Annotated in this window: 24 protein-coding genes and 1 other RNA gene; 14 read left to right on the forward strand and 11 right to left on the reverse strand. The window is 60.5% G+C overall.

Annotated features, from left to right (window positions below; all coding sequences use genetic code 11):
• Positions 1-65: 65 nt before the first annotated feature.
• The 5 genes from ACEVJL_RS00390 (at position 66) to ACEVJL_RS00410 (ending at position 3,938) form a co-directional block, all read left to right on the forward strand.
• On the forward strand, positions 66-872 hold the full coding sequence (locus ACEVJL_RS00390) for a hypothetical protein (protein WP_325208256.1): 807 nt from the start codon (positions 66-68) through the stop codon (positions 870-872).
• 124 nt (positions 873-996) lie between these two features.
• Positions 997-1,473 (forward strand): RNA polymerase sigma factor, encoded by a 477-nt coding sequence (locus tag ACEVJL_RS00395; RefSeq protein ID WP_235397049.1) that lies wholly within the window; start codon positions 997-999, stop codon positions 1,471-1,473.
• Entirely contained in the window at positions 1,470-2,855 is a 1,386-nt protein-coding gene (locus ACEVJL_RS00400; protein ID WP_374736550.1) for a hypothetical protein, read from the forward strand. Before ACEVJL_RS00395 ends, ACEVJL_RS00400 begins: the two co-directional genes overlap by 4 nt.
• A 63-nt stretch (positions 2,856-2,918) precedes the next feature.
• Entirely contained in the window at positions 2,919-3,746 is an 828-nt protein-coding gene (locus ACEVJL_RS00405; RefSeq protein ID WP_020989823.1) for an amidohydrolase family protein, read from the forward strand.
• A gap of 18 nt (positions 3,747-3,764) precedes the next feature.
• Positions 3,765-3,938, forward strand: a complete 174-nt coding sequence (locus ACEVJL_RS00410; protein ID WP_302667542.1) for a DUF4250 domain-containing protein — start codon at positions 3,765-3,767, stop codon at positions 3,936-3,938.
• A gap of 87 nt (positions 3,939-4,025) precedes the next feature.
• Here ACEVJL_RS00410 and ACEVJL_RS00415 read toward each other — a convergent pair whose 3' ends face one another.
• The gene (locus ACEVJL_RS00415; protein WP_008981326.1) at positions 4,026-5,159 is read right to left on the reverse strand and encodes an ABC transporter ATP-binding protein; all 1,134 of its coding nucleotides are present in this window, start codon (positions 5,157-5,159) and stop codon (positions 4,026-4,028) included.
• A gap of 398 nt (positions 5,160-5,557) precedes the next feature.
• On the opposite strand from ACEVJL_RS00415, the gene ACEVJL_RS00420 reads away from it, so the two are divergent.
• The 3 genes from ACEVJL_RS00420 to ACEVJL_RS00430 are packed head-to-tail and all read left to right on the forward strand — an operon-like array spanning position 5,558 to position 11,742.
• A complete protein-coding gene (locus ACEVJL_RS00420; RefSeq protein ID WP_302667541.1) occupies positions 5,558-6,133 on the forward strand; it encodes a TetR/AcrR family transcriptional regulator in 576 nt (191 codons plus the stop codon).
• Between the two features lie 9 nt (positions 6,134-6,142).
• Positions 6,143-8,587: an efflux RND transporter permease subunit gene (locus tag ACEVJL_RS00425; RefSeq protein ID WP_374736551.1), complete on the forward strand. Its 2,445-nt coding sequence runs from the start codon at positions 6,143-6,145 to the stop codon at positions 8,585-8,587.
• Positions 8,584-11,742 carry a peptidase gene (locus ACEVJL_RS00430; RefSeq protein ID WP_374736552.1) on the forward strand — a complete coding sequence of 1,053 codons (3,159 nt, stop codon included), beginning with the start codon at positions 8,584-8,586 and terminating at the stop codon, positions 11,740-11,742. The genes ACEVJL_RS00425 and ACEVJL_RS00430 overlap by 4 nt, the downstream gene beginning before the upstream one ends.
• Positions 11,743-11,787: 45 nt before the next feature.
• On the opposite strand, the gene ACEVJL_RS00435 is transcribed toward ACEVJL_RS00430, so the two are convergent.
• Positions 11,788-12,354: an ECF transporter S component gene (locus ACEVJL_RS00435; RefSeq protein WP_235397061.1), complete on the reverse strand. Its 567-nt coding sequence runs from the start codon at positions 12,352-12,354 to the stop codon at positions 11,788-11,790.
• A gap of 263 nt (positions 12,355-12,617) precedes the next feature.
• On the opposite strand from ACEVJL_RS00435, the gene pnuC reads away from it, so the two are divergent.
• Positions 12,618-13,331, forward strand: a complete 714-nt coding sequence (pnuC, locus tag ACEVJL_RS00440; protein WP_020989822.1) for a nicotinamide riboside transporter PnuC — start codon at positions 12,618-12,620, stop codon at positions 13,329-13,331.
• A gap of 47 nt (positions 13,332-13,378) precedes the next feature.
• Here pnuC and ACEVJL_RS00445 read toward each other — a convergent pair whose 3' ends face one another.
• The 5 genes from ACEVJL_RS00445 to smpB all read right to left on the reverse strand — a co-directional run bounded on the left by ACEVJL_RS00445 (position 13,379) and on the right by smpB (position 16,293).
• Positions 13,379-13,801: a hypothetical protein gene (locus ACEVJL_RS00445; RefSeq protein ID WP_374736553.1), complete on the reverse strand. Its 423-nt coding sequence runs from the start codon at positions 13,799-13,801 to the stop codon at positions 13,379-13,381.
• Complete coding sequence (locus ACEVJL_RS00450) at positions 13,798-14,358, reverse strand: helix-turn-helix domain-containing protein (protein WP_235397064.1); 561 nt, start codon at positions 14,356-14,358, stop codon at positions 13,798-13,800. Before ACEVJL_RS00450 ends, ACEVJL_RS00445 begins: the two co-directional genes overlap by 4 nt.
• A gap of 293 nt (positions 14,359-14,651) precedes the next feature.
• Positions 14,652-15,019, reverse strand: a transfer-messenger RNA (tmRNA) gene (ssrA, locus tag ACEVJL_RS00455).
• 241 nt (positions 15,020-15,260) lie between these two features.
• On the reverse strand, positions 15,261-15,782 hold the full coding sequence (locus tag ACEVJL_RS00460; protein ID WP_020989821.1) for a peptidylprolyl isomerase: 522 nt from the start codon (positions 15,780-15,782) through the stop codon (positions 15,261-15,263).
• Between the two features lie 43 nt (positions 15,783-15,825).
• A complete protein-coding gene (gene smpB, locus ACEVJL_RS00465; RefSeq protein ID WP_008981314.1) occupies positions 15,826-16,293 on the reverse strand; it encodes an SsrA-binding protein SmpB in 468 nt (155 codons plus the stop codon).
• 159 nt (positions 16,294-16,452) lie between these two features.
• Here smpB and ACEVJL_RS00470 point away from each other — a divergent pair, with 159 nt between their 5' ends.
• Together ACEVJL_RS00470 and ACEVJL_RS00475 are read left to right on the forward strand one after the other, a co-directional pair.
• On the forward strand, positions 16,453-16,920 hold the full coding sequence (locus ACEVJL_RS00470) for a MarR family winged helix-turn-helix transcriptional regulator (protein ID WP_235397068.1): 468 nt from the start codon (positions 16,453-16,455) through the stop codon (positions 16,918-16,920).
• A 9-nt stretch (positions 16,921-16,929) separates the two neighbouring features.
• Positions 16,930-18,261 carry an MATE family efflux transporter gene (locus ACEVJL_RS00475; protein WP_374736554.1) on the forward strand — a complete coding sequence of 444 codons (1,332 nt, stop codon included), beginning with the start codon at positions 16,930-16,932 and terminating at the stop codon, positions 18,259-18,261.
• Positions 18,262-18,304: 43 nt separating this feature from the next.
• Here the strand turns inward: ACEVJL_RS00475 and ACEVJL_RS00480 are convergent, their stop codons facing one another.
• Genes ACEVJL_RS00480 through ACEVJL_RS00490 form a run of 3 tightly spaced genes read right to left on the reverse strand, consistent with a single transcriptional unit; the run spans position 18,305 to position 21,352 of the window.
• Positions 18,305-19,093, reverse strand: coding sequence for an NYN domain-containing protein (locus tag ACEVJL_RS00480; RefSeq protein ID WP_374736555.1), 789 nt, complete (start codon positions 19,091-19,093; stop codon positions 18,305-18,307).
• Entirely contained in the window at positions 19,080-19,772 is a 693-nt protein-coding gene (locus tag ACEVJL_RS00485; RefSeq protein ID WP_235397074.1) for a thiamine diphosphokinase, read from the reverse strand. The genes ACEVJL_RS00480 and ACEVJL_RS00485 overlap by 14 nt, the downstream gene beginning before the upstream one ends.
• A 50-nt stretch (positions 19,773-19,822) precedes the next feature.
• Positions 19,823-21,352, reverse strand: a complete 1,530-nt coding sequence (locus tag ACEVJL_RS00490; protein ID WP_374736556.1) for a hypothetical protein — start codon at positions 21,350-21,352, stop codon at positions 19,823-19,825.
• Between the two features lie 184 nt (positions 21,353-21,536).
• On the opposite strand from ACEVJL_RS00490, the gene ACEVJL_RS00495 reads away from it, so the two are divergent.
• Genes ACEVJL_RS00495 through ACEVJL_RS00505 form a run of 3 tightly spaced genes read left to right on the forward strand, consistent with a single transcriptional unit; the run spans position 21,537 to position 24,948 of the window.
• Complete coding sequence (locus ACEVJL_RS00495) at positions 21,537-22,673, forward strand: cysteine desulfurase family protein (RefSeq protein ID WP_374736557.1); 1,137 nt, start codon at positions 21,537-21,539, stop codon at positions 22,671-22,673.
• Between the two features lie 28 nt (positions 22,674-22,701).
• The gene (locus ACEVJL_RS00500; protein ID WP_235397079.1) at positions 22,702-24,090 is read left to right on the forward strand and encodes an MATE family efflux transporter; all 1,389 of its coding nucleotides are present in this window, start codon (positions 22,702-22,704) and stop codon (positions 24,088-24,090) included.
• A 15-nt stretch (positions 24,091-24,105) separates the two neighbouring features.
• Positions 24,106-24,948, forward strand: a complete 843-nt coding sequence (locus ACEVJL_RS00505) for an MBL fold metallo-hydrolase (protein ID WP_374736558.1) — start codon at positions 24,106-24,108, stop codon at positions 24,946-24,948.
• A 65-nt stretch (positions 24,949-25,013) separates the two neighbouring features.
• Here ACEVJL_RS00505 and ACEVJL_RS00510 read toward each other — a convergent pair whose 3' ends face one another.
• On the reverse strand, positions 25,014-25,682 hold the full coding sequence (locus tag ACEVJL_RS00510; RefSeq protein ID WP_374736559.1) for a hypothetical protein: 669 nt from the start codon (positions 25,680-25,682) through the stop codon (positions 25,014-25,016).
• Between the last annotated feature and the right edge of the window lie 226 nt (positions 25,683-25,908).

Consider the following 25,908-nt stretch of genomic DNA (forward strand, 5'->3'; position numbering starts at 1 on the left):
CTTGAAAATTCCAGCTATAATGAAAGCGGACAACCTGTCCAAACCCATTGAAAAGGAGAAGCAAGATGAAACGTACCATTCTTTTGACCCTGGCTCTCACCATGGCCCTGGCCGTCACCGGCTGCGGCAGCAACGGGAACACCAGCTCTCAGAACAGCTCCGGCAGCGGCTCTGATACCACCTCTCAGTCCCAGTCCTCCGCTTCCGGCTCCCAGACCGCCGGCGAGGTCATGAGCTACGAGGAGTATATGGCCGCCGCCCTGGACAGCCAGGTCACCGTGGAGACCTATGTCCAGGCCAAGCAGTCCTGGTGGAAGGACAAGGCCACCCTGTACACCCAGGACCAGGACGGCGCTTACTTTGTCTATGATGCCGCCTGCTCCCAGGAGCTCTACGACCAGCTGACCCCCGGCACCAAGATCCAGGTCACCGGCTATAAGACCGAGTGGTCCGGCGAGGTGGAAATCATCGACGCCTCCATCCAGATCGTGGAGGGCGGCGACACCTTCGTGGCCGAGCCTCTGGACGTGACCGCCCTGCTGGCCGACGAGAGCCTCATCGACCACCAGAACCAGTTGGTCTCCTTCAAGGGCCTGACTGTGGAGCCCTCTCAGGATGCCAGCGGCAATGAGGCCGCCTTCCTGTACAGCTGGGACGGCTCCGGCACCGACGGCGACGACCTGTACTTCAACGTCTCTGTGGACGGCCAGACCTACACCTTCACCGTGGAGTCCTACCTCTGCGACAGCTCCACCGAGGTCTACAAGGCCGTGGAGGCTCTGGAGATCGGTCAGGTGATCGACGCCGAGGGCTTCCTCTACTGGTATGAGGGTGTGAACCCCCACATCACCTCCATCACCGTGGCTCAGTAATTTTTCCATTCTGTTTCAGCCTGCTGCCCTCTGGGCGGCAGGCTGAATTTTTTCTGAAAAATTTTTCTCCGCTGCAACAATTTCCCCTGAAAAAGCGTCAACCTGTGTAGAAGGGGGTGAAGCGATGAACCATCCGACCAACCCACCGGTGGATTGGGAGACCCTGGTCACCCAGGAAGAAAACCGTCTCTACCGCACCGCCCTGGCCATTCTGGGCGACCCCAGCGAGGCCCAGGACGCGGTACAGGAAGCATTCCTTGCCTTTTTGGAAAAGGCGCCGCAAAATTTAGAGATTCCCGGGGCGTGGCTCATGCGGGTGCTGGTCAACGGCTGCAAAAGCCGCCTTCGCCTACGCTGGCGGCGGCCCACAGTGCCTCTGTGGGAGGAACTGCCCGCTCCCTCCCCGGAGGAACGGGAGGAGCTGGAGGAATTATACGCTCTGCCTCCCCAGGACCGGGCCGTCATCCATCTGCACTACTACGAGGGCTACTCCACCCAGGAGATCGCCCAGCTGCTCCACTGCCGCCCCGGCACGGTCCGCTCCCGGCTCTCCCGGGCCAGAGAGCGGCTTCGCCGATTGTTAGGAGGAAATTTTCAGTGAAATACTACACTCAGTATATGGATTCCCAGCAGGTGTCCCCGGATTTTCACCGCCGCCTGTGTGAACTAAAGCCCCGTCCCCGCCACTCCCATGTGGGACAGATGGCCGCCCTGGCCGCCTGCGGCGCAGCGGCCTGCCTGGCTTTGTATGTGGGCCTGTCCCCCGCTTCCGGCCCCAATCCGGTGGCCTCGGACACCATTGTCCCCGGCATCCAGGATAACTTCGGCCCCGGAGAGTCCTCGGGCTACCTGGTGCCGGACAGCGGAGAGGGAACTGCCAACTTCTTCTGCATGGGGGGGATCGACTATGTCCCGTGGGAGACCGAGGGGGACGGTGCCCTGCGCTACGATGTGCCGGAGGGCTCCTTTGGCCGCACCCTCACCCAGGAGCAGTTATTTGATCTGTTCTGGCCGGATGGCGATGGGGAGGGCATCCCCTGGACGCTCTTTTGGGACGGCTACACCCTCACCGCCGACGCCATCTATGACAAGGAAGGTTCCTTGCTCTGGGTAACCGTAGTAGGCCGCAAGGGGGACGCCCACTTCTCCCTCCAGCTCTCCCCCGAGCAGCTCCCCCCCACCTGTGTGGCCGGACCGGAACCTGCCTACTACGACTACTTTGGTACAGAGATCGCTGCCTGGACCTCCACCGGTGACTGGAACGATGACGGCAATTCTGAGACAAAGGTGACCATCCAGGCACTCAAGGACGGCATTGGGGTGCGCTTTGTCAACTACGGCCAAACTGATCCGGAGGGCAAGGACACCGCCCTGGACTTCAACAGCTTCTTTGTCAACCGCACCTTTGCCGGGGAGGGTATCCAGTTTACCCTGGATCACCTGCGCACCACCACGGACATCCCGGGCTGGCGGGCCGAGACCTTCTCCAGCCTGGAGGAGGCCCGGCAGGAGGCCGACTTTTCCCCCTACCTGCCCGCCTCCGCCCCCGCAGGCTACGGAGAGTTTGAGGGTACGCTCTCCTACCAGGAGGGGGTGCGGAACACCCTGTTCCTGCGCTGGAGCCGGGGATACAGCGATGTGACCGTACGGGTGTCTCTCCCGGAGGGCGGCGCGCCGCAGGGGAATACGGTGGACGTGAGCAACCGGGCCGCCTATGACGTGCGGCTCTACTCCATTCCCTGGTGCGACAGCGTGCCGGAGGAATATCGGGAGACGGTAGACAATCCCATCTTCCGCGCCCAGGACATGACCCGGGAGGTGGTGTCCGCCCGCTCCCGCTCCTACCAGGACGCGGGAGACATCGACGGTCCCCGCATCAACTTCACCATTCGATATTCCGACGGGACGGAGGCGGAATATACAAGCAAAGGGCTCAGTGAAGACGCACTTTGGGCCATAATTTCCCCCACGCTCCCCGGCTGAGGGGGTTGCGGAGCGGAGGTTGGCGCATTATAATAATGAAATGGTATGAAAGGAGCCTTTTCCATGAAAATTATTGATGCGCATTTACATATTTTTCCCTCCGAACCCCGCACCGACGCCATGGCTGAGAAGGTAGGCCACGTTAACTCGGTGGACCACCTGCGGGAGGTGTACGGACAGCTGGAGATCGTCCACGGCGTGGTCATGGGCAACCGCAGCCTGGACGTGGGCTTTCACAACTACCCCACCGACCTGTTTCATTACTGTGTCGGGCTGGACAGCCTGGTGCTGGACCGTGGTGAGACCATCCCCAAGGACCTGCCCGACCAGGTGGAGGAGCACCTGAAGCGTGAAAACTGCTGCGGTGTGAAGCTCTACCCCGGCTACAACAAGATCTGGCTCACCGACCCCATCTACCAGCCCATCTATGAGCTGGCCGCCCGCTACGACAAGCCGGTCGCCATCCATATGGGCCTCACCTCCTACTCCCGGGCCTATCTCAAGTACAGCCATCCCCTGGTGCTGGATGAGGCGGCTGCCGACAACCACCGCACCCGCTTTGTCATGTGCCACTTCGGCAACCCCTTCCTCCAGGAGGCGGCGGCTGTGCTGGAGAAAAACCCCAACGTGTCCACTGATCTGTCCGGCCTGTTGGAGGGTCGGGTGGACCTGGACGCCTACTTCCTGGACCGTGCCGTATATGCCGAGCTGCTCCGCGGCTGGCTGAGCTATGTGGGCTGCTGGGACCGGGTGATGTTCGGCACCGACTGGCCCATCGTCAACCTGGAGGAGTATATCCGCTATATCCAGCGTCTGGTGCCCCGCGCTCACTGGCAGAACGTCTTCTTCGACAACGCCAACCAGATCTATGGTCTGGGCCTGAATGCCTGAGAGAGGAGGGAAGCGGATATGCTGCCTAAGGACCCTATTCTCCTGCTGAGCGTGGTAAACACCAAGCTGCGGGACAACTACCCCAGCCTGGAGGAACTGTGCCATGCCGAAGATGCGGACCCTGAGGAGATCATTCAGACTCTGAATGCCGTCGGCTATGTCTACCAGCCGGATTTGAATCAGTTCCGCTAACGAATATAAATATGGGCATCTCCGGCCGTGCCGGAGATGCCCATAAAAACGCCCGGAGCATCTGCTCCGGGCGTTTTGCAATTCAGATTAGTCGGCCAGCAGGCTCTTCTCGGTGGTGGGGTCAAAGAGGTGGATGAGCTGGTTGCGGAAGGTGAAGCCCATCTTGGTGCCGTAGGGCACACCGGCGCGGAACTCGGCGGGCAGCTCGGTGGTCTGGATACGCATAACCACGTTCTGCTGCTTCTCACCCTCGCCCACGGTGGCGTGGAGGTAGAACTCGCTGCCCATCAGCTCGGACACCTCAACGGTGCACTGGATGGCGTTGCCGCCCTCGGTCTGGACGGTGATGTGCTCGGGACGCACGCCCACGATCACGTCGGCATTGCCCTGGCCCTTGGAGGCCAGCTTCTGAGCCATCTCGTCGGTGACAGGGATGGTAGCGCCCATGCACTGGATCTGATAGCCGGCACCGGTCTTCTCCAGCTTGCCGTTGAAGAAGTTCATCTGGGGAGTGCCGATAAAGCCGGCCACGAACAGGTTCACGGGGGTGTCAAAGACCTGCTGGGGAGTGCCGATCTGCTGGACAAAGCCGTCCTTCATGATGACGATGCGGTCGCCCAGGGTCATAGCCTCGGTCTGGTCGTGGGTCACGTAGATAAAGGTGGTGTTGATGCGCTGACGCAGCTTGATGATCTCAGCGCGCATCTGGTTACGCAGCTTGGCGTCCAGGTTGGACAGAGGCTCGTCCATCAGCAGCACCTTGGGCTCACGGACGATGGCGCGGCCGATGGCCACACGCTGACGCTGGCCGCCGGACAGAGCCTTGGGCTTACGGTCCAGATACTGAGTAATGTCCAGGATCTCGGCGGCCTGGTTGACCCGGCGCTCGATCTCCGCTTTGTCCATCTTACGCAGCTTCAGGGGGAATTCCATGTTCTCCCGCACGGTCATGTGGGGATACAGAGCGTAACTCTGGAAGACCATGGCGATGTCGCGGTCCTTGGGCTCCACATCGTTGACCAGGCGGTCGTCGATGCGCAGCTCGCCCTTGGAGATCTCCTCCAGGCCGGCCACCATACGCAGGGTGGTGGACTTACCGCAGCCGGAGGGTCCAACCAGAACGATAAACTCCTTGTCGGCGATCTCCAGGTTGAAATCGCTCACCGCGGTGACGTTTCCGTCATAGATCTTGAAGATGTGCTGAAGGCTCACAGTAGACATGGGCTCAGGCCGTAGTACGCTCGCCTCTGCTCACGTACCTCCCTGCCAGAGAGCGAAACCCTGACAGGATTACGGCAGGTCTCCACACTGCCGCACCGCCGGCCGGCGGCAAATATTTTCCTCCTTTTTTCTGGTCCGGATGGCTATTGAAATGGAGTAGCGCTCCGGCCTGCAAATGATGGAATGCGGCTGCCAGAGGTTCTGGACAGAAAACGCTTCCTGTTCCTTATAATACCGCATATTTCCATCTGCCCGCAACCTTATTCTCTTCGTCTGAACAGAGAATTTTAACCGCCAAGTTCAGTGGTTTTTCCCAATAAATCTACATCTGTATTTTATCTTGACGAATGTAGATTTACAGAGTATGATAGTCCCATTCCAAACAAGGAGAGGTCGCTATGGAATACGGAAACGAGGAACATCTGGATCTGCGCCAGCGCAAGACCCGCAAGCTGTTGGTAGAAGCTCTGGCCCAGCTGTTGGAGGAGAAGTCTTTCCAGGAGCTGTCGGTCACTGATATCTGCCGCCGGGCTATGGTACACCGCACCACCTTCTACGCCCACTTCAACGACAAGCAGGAGCTTCTGCGCTATCTGCTGGAGGGCCTGGAGCGGGAGTGCACCGCCACCTGCCTGCCTCAGGACCCGGAGCGCAGCCCCCGGGAGTATTTGCTCACCGCCGCCCGCAACGTATTTCAGTTCTTTTCCCAGCGCCGGGCACTGTATCGCGCCTGCCTCAACAGCGGTGCAGACACCCTGGCCCAAACCCTGGAGGACTGCGCTGCCGGAGAGCTGTGCCGCTTGCTGTCGGAGCCCCGCTTCCGGGCCGTCTCCCCTCAGGTGGATCCCCAGGTGGCCGCCCACTTCTATACCGGCGCCATGCTCTCCCTCATCCGCTGGTGGCTCTCCAGCGACGATCCTCTCCCCACCAGCCACTTGCTGGCTAACCTGGAGCAATTCATTCCCATTCAGTGAGGCACTCTTATGCAGGAAAAACGTACGGAAAGTCCCATGACCAAAGTGGCCCGCTTCATTGTTGACAAGCGCAAGGCCTTCTACCTGGTCTTTATTGCCGCCTTTGTCTTCTGTGCGGCCTCCATCAACAAAGTCCAGGTCAACAACGACATCACCTCCTACCTCCCCGCCCAGACCGAGACCCGCCGGGGCCTCACCATCATGGACGAGGAATTCATCACCCTGGGCAGCGCCAACGTGATGGTATCCAACGTGACCTACCAGACCGCCCTGGACTTGTCCCACAAGCTGGAGAACATTGAGGGCGTATCTGAGGTGGCCTTTGACGGCACCGAGGAACACTACAAAAACTCCTCCGCCCTGTTCACCATCTCCTTTGACGGAGAGGAGACCGACCCGGCTACGGTGGAGGCTATGAATGAGGTACTCGCCGCCCTGGAGGGCTACGACGTCTACTCCTCCACCCAGATCGGACGGGACGAGTCGGCCACCCTCCAGCAGGAGATGACCGTCATCCTGGCCATTGCGGCGGTGGTCATCGTGGTGGTGCTGCTGTTCACCTCCAAGAGCTACATGGAGGTGCCCGTCTACCTTATCGTCTTTGCCGCGGCGGCGGTGCTGAACATGGGCACCAACTTTATTTTCGGCACCATCTCCTTTATTACCAACTCCATCGCCGTGGTTCTCCAGCTGGCTCTGGCCATCGACTACGCCATCATTTTCTGTCACCGGTACATGGAGGAGCGGGACAACGGTCTGGACCCCCGGGAGGCGGACATCGCCGCCCTGAGCAAGGCTATTGTAGAGATCTCCTCCTCCAGCCTGACCACCATTTCCGGCCTGGTGGCGCTGATGCTCATGCAGCTGCGCATCGGCTTTGACATGGGCATTGTCCTGTCCAAGGGCATCGTGTGCTCCATGCTGTGCGTGTTTTTGCTCATGCCCGGCCTGCTCATGCTCTTCAGCGGCCCCATCGACCGCACCCGCCACCGCAATCTGGTACCCAAGATCAACTTCTGGGGCAAAGCCGTTGTTCGCCTGCGTTACATTCTGCCTCCCATCTTTCTGGTGGTGGTGGTTGCCGGAGCGGTGCTTTCCTCCCACTGTGATTATGTCTTTGACACCAACGACACCGACTTTGACAACAAGCCCGCCTGGCGCATTGCCGACGAAAAGGTGACCGATACCTTTGGCAAGAAAAACACCATCGCCGTGCTGGTGCCCCGTGGGGACTACAACAAGGAAAAGTACGTTCTGGAGCGGGTATCTCAGCTGCCCCAGGTGACCCAGGCCACCGGCCTTGCCAACATCGAGGTAGAGGACGGGCGGATGCTCACCGACGAGATGAACCCCCGGCAATTTTCCGAGCTGGCCGGCGTGGATATTGAGCTGGCCCGCCTTCTTTACCAGGCCTATGGCCTGAGCGTAGAGGAGTACGGCGCCATCTTCCAGGACCCGGACGACTACTCCGTGCCCCTCATCGATGTCTTTGAGTTCCTGCTGGATCAAAAGGACAAAGGAGTGGTGAATCTCACCGGGGAGCAGGCAGACAAAGTAGACGACCTCCAGGAGCGGCTGGACGTGGGCCTGGAGCAGCTGCGGGGCGAGCACTGGTCCCGGCTTGTCTTTGTAGCCGATGTCCCCACCGAGGGGGATGAGACCTACGCCCTGCTGGATGAGATCCGCTCCATCGCCCAGGAGTATTACGGGGATGATGTGATCCTGGTGGGCAACTCCACCAACGCCTTTGACCTGGCCAGCTCCTTCTCCGGCGACAACATAAAGATCAGTATCCTCACCGCTCTGTTTGTCATGGTGATTTTGCTGTTCACCTTCAAGTCAGCGGGTCTGCCTATTTTGCTGGTCCTTACCATCCAGGGCTCCATCTGGATCAACTTCTCGGTACCGGTCCTTACCGGAACGAATCTGTTCTTCCTGAGCTATCTGGTGGTCAGCTCCATCCAGATGGGCGCCACCATTGACTACGCCATCGTCATCACCAACCGTTACATGGAGCTGAAAACCGAGATGGAGCGCAAGCAGGCGGCGGTAGAGGCCCTGAGCCAGAGCTTCCCCACCATCCTCACCTCGGGTACCATCATGGCGGTAGCGGGCTTCCTCATCGGCGGCATCTCCACCGACGCCACCATCGGCTCGGTGGGTCAGACCCTGGGCCGGGGCACCGTCACCTCCATCATCCTGGTCATGACCGTGCTGCCCCAGCTGCTGATGCTGGGCGACGCTCTCATTGAGCGCACCGCCATCACCCTCAACCGGGACCGCAAGCAGCGCTTCAACCAGGGCACCATGCGCCTGGACGGCCACATCCGGGGCCATGTGTCCGGCTTTGTGGACGGCGAGTTCAAGGGCGTGCTCCACGGCAGCGTGGACGCCCTCATCGAGAGCAAATATCAGGAGCTGGACACCTCAGAAGAGGAGGAGCATACACCATGAAACAAATACAGCGGGGAGCCGCCCTCCTGACGGTACTGGCGCTCCTTTGTACGTTGACCCTGCCCGCCGCTGCGGCCTCGGACACGGTCACCATTGCCACCGTCCAGGATCTGATCGACTTTTCCAAACAGTGCACCCGGGACACCTGGTCCCAGGGTATCACCGTGGAGCTCACCGCCGACCTGGACCTGAGCGGCTCTGACTTCACTCCGGTGCCCATCTTCCAGGGCACCTTTCACGGCAACGGCCACACCATCTCCGGCTTTTCCTTCGAGAAGAAGGGCTCCAAAACCGGACTGTTCCGTACCCTGACCGCCAGCGCCGTGGTGGAGAACCTCACCGTGGAAGGGGACCTGGCTCCCCAGGGTTCCGCCAGCCAGGCGGGCCTGCTGGTGGGAGAAAATTACGGCACGGTCAGCCGCTGTGCCGCCCAGGGCTCCGTATCCGGACAGGAAGATATCGGCGGTCTGGTGGGCCTGAACGGCGAGAGCGGCTGCATTCAGTCCTGCACCAGCGCCGCCGCTGTCACCGGCGTGACCAACGTGGGCGGCATTACCGGGCAGAACCTGGGCGCAGTGGAGAACAGTTCCAACACTGGCGAAATCAACACCCAGGCCGACCAGGAGACTCCCACCAGCGTGGGCGGTATCGCCGGCCTGTCCCGCGGGACCATCCGCGGCTGCACCAACTCCGGAGCGGTAGGCTATCAGCACGTGGGCTACAACATGGGCGGCATCGTGGGCCTGCAGTCGGGGGAGATCTCCAACTGCGCCAACACCGCTCCCATCCAGGGCCGTAAGGACGTGGGAGGCATCGCGGGCCAGTTTGAGCCCAACACCAGCCTCACCTATGGTCCCTCCCCCTCCCAGCAGCTTACCAACAGCCTCTCCGCCCTTTTTGACCAGCTGGAGCACTTCACCAACCAGCTCAATGACATGGTCTCCCGGGGTGTGGACGATGCCCAGGCCATCCACGACTCCCTGTCCGCCATCCAGGACCGCACCCACGCCGCCGGGACGGAGGGCCGGGACGACTTCAAGGCCGTGTCCGACCAGCTCTACCAGCACACCACCGCCATCAGCGGCAACCTGGACAGCCTGCGGGACGATCTGGACCAGTTCAGCGAGGAGGCGGGCGACCAGTTCCAGGAGGCGCTGGATCAGACAGACACCCTGCTGAGCAAGCTGGAAAAGCTGTCCAGTCAGGCGGACAGCGGCCTGGGCAAGGCCATTCACGCTCTGGAGGATACCATCTCCGGCATCCGGGACCAGCTCCAGATCATCCGCATCCACCGCCAGGCCATGGCGGAGGAGCTGGACAACGTAAAGCAGTATGTCTCCGACGTGGCCCGGCTGATTGCCGCCGGACAGTTTGAGCAGGCCCTTCAGCTCCCCTTCCCCTCTCTGGATCTGACGGGCCACGTGCAGGCCATCGCCGGCGCACTGAAGGAGATCCCCCGTCTGGCGGCAAAACTGCCCGGTCAGTGGAGTGACATCCACGATCAGACCTCCCAGGCGCTGGGACAGACCGGTCAGGACATCGACCGGGCCCTCAACGCCCTGTATGAGGCCCTCACCGCTCTGAACGAGGCAGGGGATCACTTCTCCTCCGATCTTCAGGAAGACCTGGACGCGGTCAACCAAAAGGCAGACGCCATCCGGGACCTGCTGAAAACCTATACTGACACTCTGGGCGACAAAGCTCAGTCCGCCCTGGACGACATTGACAGTGAGCTCTCCGCCATCCAGGACCGGGTGGACAGCATGACCCAGGCCGCCGGAGCGGACAACGACGCCCTCCACGCCACCAGCCAGGCTATTTTTGACGACATGGAGGCCGTACGCCAGGCCATCTCCGGTCTTGGCAAGGAACCGGAACTCACCGTCACCGACCTCACCAACGAAATCGACCAGGGACCAGGTCTGGTAAAGGGCTGCACCGCATCGGGCACGGTACAGGGCGACACCAACGCGGGCGGCATTGTGGGCACCGTCTCCACCGAACTGGGAGACGACCCGGAGGCCACCTTCGACCTGGGTGACCTGAAGCTGATGAGCGACGTGTATGCCACCCTGCGGGCTGTGGTGCGGGACTGCCGGTTTGACGGCGACGTCACCGTGAAAAACGAGTGCGGCGGCGGCGTGGCCGGCCGGTGCGAGGCGGGCGCCATTGTGGACTGCGCCGCCCGGGGCACCGTGGAGACCGGCGGAGACTATTGCGGCGGCATCGCCGGCCGCACCAAGGGCAAGGTGATCCGCTGCGCTGCCCTCACGGACCTCACCGGTCAGAGCTGGCTGGGCGGCGTGGCCGGGTTGGGCCAGGACATCACCGACTGCCGCACCATGGTGCGTGCCGACAGCGACGGGGAGTACCAGGGCGCCATCGCCGGACAGGCGGAGGGCACTCTCACCGGCAACCGCTATCTGATGGAGGACCTGGCCGGGCTGGACGGGGTGGACTATGCCCAGACCGCCCAGGGCCTGGACTTTGACACCTTCTCCCAATTAGACTACATCCCCGCAGACTTTCTCACCTTCTCTTACCGCTTTGAGGTAAACGGCCAGACCGTGGCTGAGATTCCCTTCCAATACGGGGACGATCTGGACACAAGCCTGGTGCCCGAGGCCCCCAAGCAGGGCGAGGAGTATGGCCAGTGGCCTCAGTTCCCCACCCAGGATCTGCGCCGCTCCATGGTCCTTTCCGTCCAGTTCACCACCCCCACTTCCACTCTGGCCGACCAGGACGGAGTGGCTCAGCTGCTGGTGGAGGGCACCTTCTCCCCCGATGCCTCGTTGACGGTAGACCAGGAGGAGCTGCCCGACCAAAAAGTGGAGGGCCATACCTCCCGCTCCGCCTGGAGCTACACGGTCACCGGAAGCCAGTCGGATACCATCACCGTGCGCCTGCGGGCGGAAGGAGTAGAGAAGCCGGCGGCGGCGGTGTATCAGGACGGCCGCTGGCAGCGGGTGGACAGCACCCTGGACGGCAGCTATCTGGTCTTCCAGGCTCCCACTCATGGCCAGGTCTTGCTGCTGGAGGAACAGCAGCTGCCCCTTCTGACCGTGGGACTGATCGGCGGAGGAACCATTGTCCTGCTGCTGGCAGGCTTCTTCCTGCACCGATACGGACGAAACCGCATCCGCGCGGAAAAATAAAACATGTCCCGGAGTGCAAATGCACTCCGGGACATGTTTCTATGTTCAGGCAGGCAATACATGGGCTTTTCTCAGTGCGGGGGTCAGTGCAGTATACAAAAGCGCCGCACAGATCACCGCCACCACGCCGTTGAACAAAGTCACCGGCGCCTTGGTGGCCAGTACCTCCACCTGGGTCACCTGCCAGGTAAAGCCCTTCACATACAGGGATTCCAGCACATTTTTTCCCAGATACAGGATGCTGTAACTCAGCGAGCCGCACAGCGCCGCCGTCCACACCCGCACCCGCGGAGCCAGGAAGGAGGCCTTGCGCATCACCCCTCCGGCCACAAAGGCCATCACAAATTTGTTCAGGAAGGTGATCCAGCACTCCGGCGCCCACATGGGGTCCATCAGGTCAAACAGGGCCGAACCCACGCCGGCGGCCAGGCCGCCTCCCACCGGTCCCAGCAGAAATGCGGACAGCAGGCACATAATATTGCCAAAGTGGATCTTGGTCTTTCCCAAACCTGTGGGGATATCGATTCCCACATAGGTCAATGCAAACACCATTGCTGCCATCATACCGATCAAGGCCAGACGCTGGATGGAAAACGTACCTCTTTGCTTCATCGTACTCTCCCCTGTCTTTTTGTAGGTTATCTCTGGTTTCTGATTATAGTGGGATCTGATATTTTTTGTATAGCCAGTATCATATATTTTTCTAAGGTCAGATTTTAGAGTCTCCAAGAAAAAGGAGTTGCATTTTTTCTGGTTCTATGGTATATCTATACCACTGCCACCGGGTAGAGTAATGCGAATGCATTCGGTACACATCGTTAGGTCTTTGAAGATGTGTATACGGATGCTTTTTTGTTTATTGGGAGGATTTTGTGATGAAAGCTGCATTTGGCTGGCTGAGCCGTTATTTCTCCAGAGGGGAACTGCTCCTGTGGGGCTGTTCCATGGGCTGTATCCTACTGTCCTTTGCCGCCTTTGACCGTGGCAGCTATCTCACCCTGGCCGCCTCTCTCATCGGAGCCACATCCCTTATTTTCTGCGCCAAGGGCAACCCGGCGGGACAGGTGCTGATGATCCTGTTCAGCCTGCTGTACGGGCTCATTTCCTTCTCCTTTGCCTACTATGGCGAGATGCTCACCTATCTGGGCATGACCGCCCCCATGGCTGTGGTGTCGCTGGTGTCCTGGCTGCGCAATCCCTTCCAGGGCAACCATTCCGAGGTGGAGGTCAACCGCCTCCCCCGGCGTGAGATCCCCTTTATGCTGGTACTCACCGCCGCGGTGACGGTGGTGTTCTACTTCCTGCTCCGCTTTTTCCACACCGCCAACCTGCTCCCCAGCACGCTGTCCGTCACCACCAGCTTTTTGGCCGTCTATCTCACCTTCCGCCGCAGCGCCTACTTCCCCCTGGCCTACGCCGCCAACGACCTGGTACTGATCGTGCTGTGGACTCTGGCCGCCATGGAGGACCCCTCCTACCTGTCGGTGGTCATCTGCTTTGTGATGTTTCTGGTCAACGATGGATATGGCTTTCTTAGCTGGTCCCGGATGCAGAAGCGTCAGCAGCAGCGCCGGGAGGAACTGGCGTAACAGACTGCAAAACCCCGTACCACGTGGTACGGGGTTTTTTATGGCTTCTACTTTGCAAAGAAGTTCACCGTATAATCCCCCAGATTGAAAATCAGGGTGGAATCTTGTGTGCCATCCTGGTAGGTGGTCATGGCTGCAACCGCCACGCCGCTTGTTCCATCCACATCCACCTCATAAATTGTGGATTTGGAATCCCTTTGACTTTGCTGGTAGGTCCCTATATAGGTGCGGTCATTGGTCCGTTCGGTAAGGGTCAGATTTCCGCCTTCGGCCTCACAGACTAGTTCGATCTGCTTTGCTCCCTCCAGCGTGCTGCTGCCGCCCTCTCCATAGGCCACCGCCTGTCCGCCTGCCTCCATACTCTGCACCGAGGTCATGACCCAGGTATATTCGTCGATTTTGGGCGTCTTACTGCTGCACCCTGTGAGAAGCACCAGCAGCAGCGCCAGCAACAAACCTGCTCGTTTCATGGTTTCTCCTTATTTTTCCGGGTTTTGTATATTCCAATTCCGGCTATGATGGCTGCTCCCACAGCAACAACCCATGTCCCTGTTTGGACCAGGGTAGAACCGCATAGGATGTTGGTCGGGCCGTCGTTTCCGCCAATAATGGTTGTATCGGACCAAATACGCTCCATTGCCGTCTGATAAGAAAGCCACTCGATCAGCTGACAAAGAAGCACAAGGAGCGCAGCCGCTCCAAAGAGGATAAACACCGCCCGCCATAGTTTCCGCTGCCGCTCACAGCGGGCTGCAAACTGTTCGTTCAGCAGCTCCAATTTGGCGGCAATGGCTTTCAGCTCTGCGCTCTCGTCGGAGGAAGGCTCCGAACCGGCCGTTTCTCCCAGAAGTGCGGTAACCGAGGTGTCCAGTGCCTCGGCCAATCGGATCAGCATACCGGAATCCGGAACGGACAGTCCCTTCTCCCATTTGGAGACGGTCTGTCTCACGATGTGCAGCTTGATGGCCAGTTCTTCCTGGGACAACCCTTTGGCCTTGCGAAAATGCTTCAGATTCTCACTCAGCATGAACCCACTCCCTTCCCAACGACGTATCACAATTATAGGGCAAAACCGCCCGTTGCTTCAAGCAACGGAATATAACATTTCATCATTTGGGGTGGAAATCGGCAAAGTGGAACCGCCCTCTGGGCGGCGGAACCCAGGTCCCCGCACAGCGGGGCGGCGCTTTCGTGCCGTACAAGCGTTTTGAGCCAACGGCTCAAAACCTTGACGGAGGCGGAATTCACTTCCGCCGAGCATTTCAATTTCTCACGGTATCCATAAAAAATAACCACACCTTACGGTGTGGTTATTTTTTATGGTGGAGGCGGGGGGAGTCGAACCCCCGTCCGAAAACTCTTCCATGGGAACTTCTCCGGGCGCAGACGGTTATTGCGGAGGTCTTGCTCCTCCCGTTCCCCTCCCCCCAGGCAAGCCGTCACGCCTGAGGGTCAGGTGAGCTTCATCATGCATGGCCGGCGCAAAGCTTTGCCGGCGCACGTGCACCACTAAACGACGCCTGATCCCGGCTCGTGGTCCTTCCGGGTCAGACGGCCGCCTTTAATTAGGCAGCGTAAGCGTAATTATCGTTGTTCTTTAATTTATAAAGAATGCCCGTTTTAAGGTGGCCAGGCGCCACCGCCCGCTATTCCCACTTCCGCGTCCCCGTCGAAACCGGTACGCCCCCTCGTCGAGGCAAAGTCCGCTCCATTCGGAACACCCGCCAAAGGCGGCTATTCCTCACGCCGCTCCCTTGCCTCTCCTCTCCAAATCGAACCCGCTGGCGCTGGGCTTCGATTTGGTTTTGGCGGGCTGGGAAATTGCAGCGTCTCCCGGCGGACTTCAATTTGTAGCTTTGCTGCCGTAACGGGAGAATGAGGTGGGAACTTCTCCTCCCCACAAAGGGGAGGAGAAGATTCCGTTTTAAATTAGACTTTTTCAGGCTCAGGATAGTCCACACCGAAGGTCTCCACGGTGACCTTCTTCATGCGCTGAGGCTGACGGGGCTTGTCGTTCCAGTCCCGTTTAGTGGACACGATGGCGTCGGCCACCTCCATACCCTCGATGACCTTGCCGAAAGAGGCATACTGGCCGTCCAGGTGGGGAGCCTGCTCCACCATGATGAAGAACTGGCTGCCCGCGGAGTCGGGAGCCATGGTCCGGGCCATGGACAGCACGCCCCGGTCGTGGCGCAGCTCATTGGGGAAGCGGTTCTGGGTGAACTCGCCCTTGATGGAGTAGCCGGGGCCGCCCATGCCGGTGCCGTCGGGGCAGCCGCCCTGGATCATAAAGCCGGGGATGACCCGGTGGAAGATCAGGCCGTCATAGTAGCCCTTCTGAATGAGGCTGATGAAGTTGTTGACGGTGTTGGGAGCCACGTCGGGGTACAGCTCGGCCTTCATGATGCCGCCGTCCTCCATCTCGATGGTAACGATAGGATTCTGTGCCATTGGAAACACTCCTTTTCAGCGGAGAGACGCCTCCGCAAACTCTTTAATACCGGGTATTCCGGGATTTCATGGTGCGGTCCATCTCCCGCTTGGCGTCCCGCCGGGCGGCGGATTCCCGCTTGTCATAGAGCTTCTTGCCCTTGGCCAGGCCAATCTCCAGCTTGACCCGGGGACCTTTGAAGTAGACGCTCAGGGGGATGAGGGAATAGCCGTCCTGCTTGATATGGGCAAACAGGCGCATGATCTCCCGCTTGTGCATCAGCAGCCGGCGCTGGCGAAGAGGATCCTTGTTGAAGATGTTCCCCTTCTCATAGGGACTGATGTGCATCCCGATGACCGACATCTGCCCGTCCTTGATGTGGCAGAAGGAGTCCTTCAGGTTCACATGGCCCTGACGGATGGACTTGACCTCGGTGCCCGCAAGCTCAATGCCGGCCTCATATTTCTCTTCAATGAAGTAGTCGTGGTAGGCCTTGCTGTTCTTGGCCACCACCTTGACCGACTCTGCCATAGGGCACCTCCTTTCCGGAAAACCATAGATGAATGGTAAATTAGTATACCATGTTTTCTTATAAAAAGCAAGGTGGAGCTGCCCCTTGACAACCGTCCGAAATCAGACTATACTGGTATGGCAATATTAAGTCCGATTTCGGACTATTTGGAGGCTGCCATGTCTGAACTCACCTTCTCCGAGTTTATCCGCCGCTACAACAGTCTATACAAGGCCAACAATGAAATCTACCACCGTCTGGCCCGGCACTTTGGGCTGTCCGACACCGCCTTTTGGATCCTCTACACTCTGCGGGAGCAGGGCGGCTGTGTCAGTCAAAGTCAGCTGTGCGGAGAGCTGTTTCTCAGCAAGCAGACCATTCACTCTGCCCTCAAGCAGCTGGAGCAGGGCGGCTTTCTCCAACTGGAGAACGTCCCCAACAACCGGAAAAACAAGCTGGTGCGGGTCACATCTCAGGGAGAGCAGCTTCTCTGCCAAGTGACCGACCCGGTGTTTGCCATGGAGGAGCGGGCTTTTCTGCGCCTCTCCCCCCAGCAGCGTCAGGCTCTGCTGGATCTGGATGAGGCTCTGCTGGACGCCCTGCGGCAGGAATCCGCCCTGATTCTCGATCCGCCCAAGACACTCTAAGGAGTTTTTATGAAAATCAAATTATCCGACCACTTCACCTACAACCGATTATTGCGCTTCACCTTGCCCTCCGTGGTCATGATGGTGGTGGCCTCCATCTACAGCGTGGTGGACGGCCTGTTTGTGTCCAATCTGGTGGGCGACCTGGCCCTGTCCGCCGTCAACATCATTTTCCCGGTCACCATGATCATTGGCGCCTTTGGCTTTATGCTGGGAACCGGCGGCAGCGCTATCGTGGCCCGCACGTTGGGCGAGGGCCGCAAGGAGCTGGCCCAGGAGTACTTCTCCATGCTCATCTACACGGTGCTGGTGGTGGGCGGTATCCTATCCGTGGTCAGCATGGTTTTGACCGAGCCCATCGCCCGGCTGGCCGGTGCCAGCGACCTGCTCATGGACGACTGTATAGCCTACGGCCGGATCATGCTGGCAGGCAGCGTGGTGTTCATGCTCCAGGTCCTCTTTCAGAGCTTCTTTGTGGTGGCCGAGCGGCCTCAGCTGGGGCTATTTTTCTCGGTGGCCGCAGGCGTGACCAACATGGGACTGGACTATGTGTTCATTGCCCTGATGGATCTGGGCATTGCCGGAGCCGCCCTGGCCACGGTGGCGGGCTACTGTGTGGGCGGCGTGATCCCTCTGATCTACTTTCTCACCGGGGAGCGCTCCGGCCTGCGTTTAGGTAAGACCAAGCTGTACGGCAGGCAGCTGCTCCAGGCTTGCGCCAACGGCTCCTCGGAGCTGATGAGCAACATCTCCTCCTCCATCGTCAGCATCCTCTACAATCTCCAGCTGATGCGCCTGATTGGAGAGACGGGCGTGGCCGCCTATTCCGTGATGATGTACGTGGACTTTGTCTTTATCGCCGCCTTCCTGGGCTTCTCCGTGGGCAGCGCCCCCATTGTCAGCTTCCATTACGGGGCGGACAACCGCAGCGAGCTGAAAAGCGTCTTTCGGAAAAGCGCCGTCATCATCGGGGTGACTGCTGTGGTGATGGTCACCGCCTCGGAGCTGCTCAGCCATCCCCTCTCCTCCGCCTTTGTGGGCTACGACCTGGAGCTGTTGGAGATGACGGTCCACGGCTTCCGTCTGTTTGCCCTGAACTACCTGTTCTGCGGCGTGAACATCTATGCCTCTGCCTTCTTCACCGCACTATGTAACGGCCTTATCTCCGCCCTCATCTCCTTTGCCCGCACCCTGCTGCTGCGGGGTGGGATGGTCCTGCTGCTGCCTCTGCTCTGGGGTCTGGACGGCATCTGGTGGGCGGTGGTGGCCGCCGAGGGGCTGTCTGTTCTGGTCTCTCTGGCCTTCCTGATCTCCCAGCGCAAGCGCTACCATTACGCATAAAAAACAGCGCGTTCCGGAACGCGCTGTTTTTAAATCCACTTTGTTATTTATCCGCACAGATATCCCGCACGTAATACTCCACATTCTCTTCCCCCTGGGGAACGATCTGGAAGCGGTCCAGGGCGCGGATCAGTTTGGACAGCTTGGAGAAGCCGTAGTTGCGGGGATCAAAGTCGGGCTGCTTTTTCAGCAGGAGGTTGCCCAGCTTGCCCATATGGGCCAGCCCGTCCTCCTCGCACAGGTCCTCCACCGACTCGGCAATGAGCTCCACGATCTCCTCCGGGGCGGGACTGCTGGAGGTCTGGCACTTCTTGTTCTCCTTCTTGGCCGTCTTTTTGGCCTGGGCCTCCTCCTTCTTTTTGGCGGCCTCAGCGGCCTGCTTGGCCGCAGCACGGATGACCTCGATATACACAAACTTGTCGCAGGCCACAATAAAGGGCTTGGGGGTCTTCTTCTCCCCCATGCCGTACACTTTCATCCCCGCCTCCCGCAGCCGGGTGGCCAGACGTGTGAAATCGCTGTCGCTGCTCACCAGCACAAAGCCGTCGCAGGTGCCGGAGTAGAGGATGTCCATGGCGTCGATGATCATGGCGGAGTCGGTGGAATTTTTGCCGGTGGTGTAGCTGTACTGCTGAATGGGAGTGATGGCGCACTCCAGCAGAATGGACTTCCAGCTGTTCATGTTGGGAGCCGTCCAATCTCCGTAAATGCGCTTGATGGTGGGGGTACCGTACACCGCCACCTCAGCCATCACGTCCTTCATGGCAGTGCGGGATGCGTTGTCCGCATCGATGAGCACCGCCAGGCGCAGGTCCTTCTCACTTTCCGGCATACTCCGCCTCCTCCCGGTCCCACAGCTTGGGCAGCAGGCGGTAGAAGTCACCCTGCTCCCGCCACAGGGCCAGCAGGGTACCGTCGCCCACCGTGATCTTGGCAGGGGCGTCCACAAACTCGTTGCTTACCCCCAGAGGGAAGTCGGCGGACATGGTGTGGTCATTGAGCTCATACTTCAAATTCTCCAGCCGAACCCCCTTGGCCACGCCACTGGAGCAGAACACGGAAAGGAAGCCCTGCAGCCCCTGGGGGAAGGTCATGGACTCGTTGTGCAGGGCGGTGGCCACGGTGCCCTCGCCTGCCAGCACGCCGCGAGCTCCCTGGGTGGTGAGCCAGGCCAGCGACTGGAGGTTAGCCAGGGTGTGCTCCAACCGTCCGCCCACGCCGCCCAGCAGCACGAACCGGCGGTAGCCCCGCTCCAGGCCTTCCCGCAGGGCGTACACCATGTCGGTGTCGTCCTTCATCACCGGCAGCTGGATCACATTGGGGTGGTTGGGCCGGCGACCCAGAGAGTCAAAGTCACCCACCACCAGATCGGGGGGCGCGCCGTAGGCCTCCAGGGCCTCATAGCCCTTGTCGGCGGCGATCAGGAAGTCACCGGCTCCCTTTCGGGGGCACAGGGACCAGGACAGGGGCATAGCCCCCACAACATAACACAAACCGGACTTGATTGTCACAGAGAATCCCTTCTTTCATAGGCTGCTTATCATTTTAAACTCCCGCCCGCTCAGGAAAAACGCTGGGCGGCCTGGAGCATCTGTTCCGAGATCTGGGGCCACTGCTCCGCCGAGCCGGGAGGCAGGAAAATAAGCTCCATATCCTCCGGCAGGTGATAGAAGGCCCGGAAATAGTCTGCCCGCACCTGGGACTGAGGGTTGCGGCCCCAGGAGTAGCTCAAATCCCACCCCTCGGTGGGCAGCATCACACTGGAGTCGCCGTTTGCCACCGCCTGGGCCATCTGGTTCTGGCGGATCCACTCCGCCTGGCCGATCAGACGGTAAGCCCGGACGTGGAAGCCCACACTGAGTGCCAGCGTGACAAGAGCAAGGCCCTGAACCCAGCGCTTGGTCTCCATGCCCTTGGCCAGAGACATCCCCAGTACCAGCAGCGCTGCCGCCGAGGGAAAGACACACCGGGCGCCGTAGTCCTTCACCACTGCAAAGGGGGCCAGCATCCCAACTGCCGCCAAGAGCAGCAGCAATCGGGTATTCCGCTTCTCTCCCCCCTCCCAGGCCACAACGGCCAGAAGGAGAATGAGCTGGATCACCGCGCCGGCCACCCGCACAGGCTGCCAGGGACACTGCCAGCTGTCCAGCTGGCGTATGTGCTCCATCACAACCCAGCACTGGGCACAGTACAGAGCGGACCACAGCCCCAGCAGGACCTGCCAATACCAACGGACGCCCCGCCGGTGCAGCCGCCACAGGCAGCCCACCGACACCAGCAGGCACACGCCGGGGTAATACTCAAACAGCCCCGGCAGCACCACGGTGAGCAGCCGCTCCGCCACGGCGGCGGCCATGGAGGCCAGCCCTTGCCCCGGTTCAAACACCAGACTGCGTACCCCCTCTACCGCGGTACCGCTGGCGGCCAGCTGGCCGTACAGGGGATTGCCGAACATGAGCAGCGCGCCCAACGCACAGCCTGCCAGCCCCGCCAGGGCGGGAAGCTGCCCTCTCCGGGAGACCAGGGCATAAGCTCCGGTGACCACTCCCGCTCCGGTCAGCGCCAAAGTCTGGTTTTCCGCAAAAAGCTGACCGAACAGGCACAAAACAAACAGCGCCCCGGCCAGTGGGAGCGGATGCTCGGATTTTTTGGAAAAGGTCTTCTGCCACAGCAGCAGCACCCCCAGCATCACCGCCGCACCCGCCACAAAGTTAGCAAAGGCGGACACCCAGCCAAAGATCTGCTGCCAGGATACCATGGGCATGGAAAACAGGGCTGCACCCCCGGCCGCGGTCCATACGGCTCGCTCCCCCGCATCTTCTGTGGTCAGGCGGGCCGCCAGCCACGGGACCAGGAACATACCTGCGCCCATCACCAGCGTTTTCATGAGCTGCGAGCGGGTCATGGCCAGCACCAGAGCGGTGCCCCCATAGCGGCTGTTGAGCCCCGCGGTCACCAGCCGCTCCACCCCCACGGGCAGGCCCCAGTCCCAGTCGTCGTGAGTGTAAGGAACCTTCCAGGCGATATACAGGCAGGCGGCCAGAAAAACGGCCAAAACGGCCCACCGGGCTGCGTTTTTTCCACGTGACAAGGGGGCTCCTCCTCCCGACCCGGGAGTTCCCAGATCCCGACCAGTTTTCGTTTCCAAATCCGATTTTTATTATAATACAATCCGGCTTTTCTTTGCAAGGGGAGCAGGGCTGGAATGCCTTGACTTTCCCCGCTCCAGGCCATAGAATATTCTTACTTTTTCCATATCTTACGAGGTGAATTTCATGCACTATTTAGATAACGCGGCCACCACGCCGGTACGTCCGGAGGCGGTACAGGCCGCGGTGCAGGCCATGACCGAGGGGTGGGGCAACCCCTCCTCCCGCTACGCCCTGGGCAGCCAGGCTGCCGCCGGGGTGAAGGAGCACCGCGCCCAGGTAGCGAAAGCTCTGGGCTGCGCCCCGGAGGAGCTCTATTTTACCTCCTGCGGCAGCGAGGGAGACAACTGGGCCATCCGCGGCGCGGTGGAGCTTGGCCGCCGCAAGGGCAAGCACATCATCACCACCGCCATCGAGCACTCCGCCGTGCTGGAGCCCTGCCGGGCGCTGGAGCGGGAGGGCTATGAGGTCACCTACCTCGCCCCCAACGCCGACGGCCAAGTGTCCATGGAGGACGTGAAGGCCGCCCTGCGCCCAGACACAGTGCTGGTATCCATGATGCTGGTCAATAACGAGCTGGGCACCCTCCAGCCGGTAGCCGAGACCGCCAAGGCCATCCGTGCCGCAGGCTCCCCGGCCCTGCTGCACTGCGACGCGGTCCAGGGATTTTTGAAGGTGCCCTTTACCCCCAAAGCGCTGGGCGTGGACCTGCTCACCATCAGCGGCCACAAGATCCACGCTCCCAAGGGTGTGGGCGCCCTGTACATCCGCAAGGGACTGCGCTTCCCTCCCCTCATCCGGGGTGGTGGACAGGAGGAGGGACTGCGCTCGGGCACCGAGGCTACCGCCCAGATCGCCGCCTTTGCCGCCGCCGCCCAGGCGGGCAAGGCCACTCTGGCCGCTGACCTGGAGCACATGGCCGCTCTGAAAGCCGACCTGGCCCGCCGTCTGCCCCAGGAGGTCCCCGGCGCTAAGGTGGTCCTCCAGGGACAGGCCCCCCACATTCTGCCCATCACCCTCCCCGGCTATAAGAGCGAGGTCATCGTGCGCTTTCTCAGCGACCGGGGCATTTGCGTCTCCTCCGGCTCCGCCTGCCACAAGGGAAAGCCCAGCCACGTGTATGCCGCCCTGAAGCTGCCCAAAAAGGAGCTGGACGGCGTGCTGCGCATCAGCTTTTCCTACGACACCACACCCCAGGACATTGACGCCCTGCTGGAAGGTCTGAAGGCCGCCCAGGAGCAGCTATTTACCAGCTTGTCCTAATCACCACATTCAAGGAGGTTCCACCCCCATGTTTTCCTACCTGCGCCGCGGCCCCGGCTTCTACCGCCGGGTGGGCGGTCTGGCAGTGCCCATCATTCTGCAAAACCTCATTACCAGCACCCTAGCCATGGCCGACACCTTCATGGTGGGCATGCTGGGTGAGGTGCCTATGGCGGCCGTCACCCTGGCCAACATCCCCCTGTTTGTCATGCAGCTGTTCTTCTTTGGCGTACAGAGCGGCTCGGCGGTGCTCATCAGCCAGTACTGGGGCCGCCAGGACCGGCAGTCCATCAACCGGGTGGTTGGCGTGGCCCTGTGGGCCGTGAACCTGGTATCCATCACCTTTGCCCTGGTGCTGCTGCTCATCCCCGTGCCCTTTTTGAGCCTATTTGGCAACCAGCGGGAGGTCATCCTGCTGGCGGCAGACTACGGGCGGATCATTGGCCTATCCTATGTGCTCAACGGCGTCACCCTGGTCTATGTGGCCGCCTGGCGCAGCATGGAGCGCCCCGGCATCGGTATGTACATTCTGGCCGCCTCCATGGGCACCAACACCTTTTTAAACTGGGTGCTCATCTTCGGCAAGCTGGGCGCTCCCGCCCTGGGCGTCACCGGCGCGGCCATCGCCACCCTCATCGCCCGGGTGGTGGAGATCGTCATTGTGGTGGTACACGCCCGGCGCTCCCGGGTGTTCCGCCTGGACCTGGGTCTGCTGCTGCGCCCGGGCCTGAGGACCGTCAAGCAGTTTATCCGCTACGGCTCCCCCGTGGTGTGCAACGAGACCATGTGGGGTCTGGGCACCGCCATCTTCCCCACCATCATGGGCCACATGGCGGGCAGCACGGAAATTCTGGCCGCCTATACCATTGCCGGCAACGTAGAAAAGCTGTGTATGGTGGTGGCCTTCGGCATCTCGGGCACCGCCTCCATTATCATCGGCCGGGAGATCGGCGCGGGCCGCTCGGACACCGTCTATCAGGTGGGACTGGCCCTTAACACCCTGGCGGCGGCGGGAGGTACCATCCTGGGAGCCGGTCTGCTGGCCTTCACCCATCTGTCCGCCCCGACCTGGTTCTTCCCCCTGTTCCACCTCTCCCCCGCGGCCTGCTCTGCCGCCACCATTATGATGACGGTCCAGGCCTGCATCATGCCCATGCGGGACTTTAACAACTGCAACATCGTAGGCGTCCTCCGGGGCGGCGGCGATGTGAAGGTGGCCACCATGATCGACCTGTGTCCCCTGTGGCTGTGCGCCATTCCTCTGGCCGCCCTGGCCGGGCTGGTGCTCCAGCTCAATATCCTGTGGGTCTACCTGGCCATGAGTACCGAGCAGCTGGTCAAATGTATCGCCGGCGTGGTTCGTCTGCGCACCGGCAAGTGGATCCACGATCTCACCCGTCCCCAGACCATTGAATGAAAGGAGCGCATCCCCATGAAGGTAACCGTCTTGGTAGAAAACACTGCCCCGCAAGACAGCGGGCTCACCCCGGAGCACGGCCTGTCCCTGTATATCCAGTACCGGGAGCATAACATCCTGCTGGACGCCGGCTGTTCCCAGGCCTTCGCCCAAAATGCCCAGGCTCTGGGGGTAGACCTCAAGCAGGTGGACCTGGCCGTCCTCTCCCACGGCCACTTCGACCATGCAGACGGTCTGCGCTACTTTTTGGAGGAAAATCCCACCTGCAAGGTGTACGCACGGCCTCAGGCCGGCGGTCCCTACTTCTCCACCTCCACTGGCTCTCCCCGCTTCATCGGTATCCACCGGGACATCTGGGAGGGCCACCCGGACCGCTTTGACTGCGGAGAGGGGGTGCGCCAGCCTGTTCCCGGTATGTGGCTGGTACCTGAGACCGTCCACGGTGGTCCCTTCGCCAGCCGGGAAACCAATCTGCTGCGCAAGCTGGGTCCCGACCAGTTTGTCCAGGACGACTTCGTCCATGAGCACTCCCTGGTGCTGGAGGGGGAGGACGGCCTGGTGGTCTTTAACTCCTGCTCCCACGGGGGCATCGTCAACATCGTCCAGGGGGTACAGGAGGCCCTGAACCGGCAGGTCACCACGGTGGTGGGCGGCCTGCACATGTTCAGCACCAGCACCCTCTCCGGCCTCAACTGTCCCCCTGAGTACCCCGGCCAAGTTGCCCGGGCACTGAAAGAGCAGGGAGTACGGCGGGTATACACCGGCCACTGTACCGGTGAGACCGCCCTGGCTCTGCTCCGGGAGGAACTGGGGGACGCTTTGGTACCCCTTACCTGCGGGTTGACCTTCTCCCTGTAAGTTCCTATAAACATCACACGCGGCGTGCCTTTTATAAAAGCACGCCGCGTTTTTTTGCACATGATTTAATTCCCCTGTGGAAACTGCTCATAGGGCTGGGTGGAGGAGATGGTCCATCCGGAGTTGATGAGCACCAGATCCTTCCCGTCCGGCCCGCAGTAGTAGACGTCCACGCTGTCCGGATCGCCCTGACCCGGGACTACCGCCCAGTTCTGCAGGGTCTTCTTCACGCTGTCCAGAATGGTCTGGTCCAGCTGGTAGCTGTCATAGACGTGGAACTCCTCCTTCTGCTCCTGAGGCGGTCCGGAGAAGAGGGCACAGGTCTCCCCAAAGCTGACAGTGATCCCGCCTTTCCCGGTGGTGATCCCCCCTGCTAGGTCCAGGTTCCAGCCGGTGAGCTGGGCCATCTCGGCCACTACGCCCTCCGCCGGGACCATGCCCTGTTCATTCAGCGTACCCTCGTAGGGCTCCTGGTACTGCTGAAATTGGTCGTCCATACCAATATAGAGCGTCACCATCTGTGCCTCTTCTCCCTGGCTGGACTTCTCTTCCGGCTGGGACTGCGCGGTATCCACCTGGGCATCCTGGCCCTGGTGCTGATTTACCGAGCTGTCCAGGCTGCTGGATTGGTTCCCGTCGGCGCTCTGGACGCTCTGCACACCGGACTGCGCGTGACAGCCTCCCAAGGTCAGCAGCAGCGCCCCGGCACATAAGATCATGGGCAGATTCTTCATACGTTGGCTCCTTTTTATGTAAATGGATCTGCACCCACAACAGCAGTACACAAAGAAAAGCCAGATCTCCGGCTTCTCTGGTTTTGGTCTGAGCATGGAATACGTCATCTTGGCTAGAGAGTATTGTACGAAACGAACGCCTGTCCCGTCAAGAATTTCCCCTCATTGTTTGCATTGTGTTAAAAAAATGTTCATAATTACAAAAAAGCGCCCTCCCCGCGGTCCA

Source organism: Flintibacter porci, assembly GCF_041925195.1.
GTDB lineage: Bacteria > Bacillota > Clostridia > Oscillospirales > Oscillospiraceae > Lawsonibacter > Lawsonibacter porci.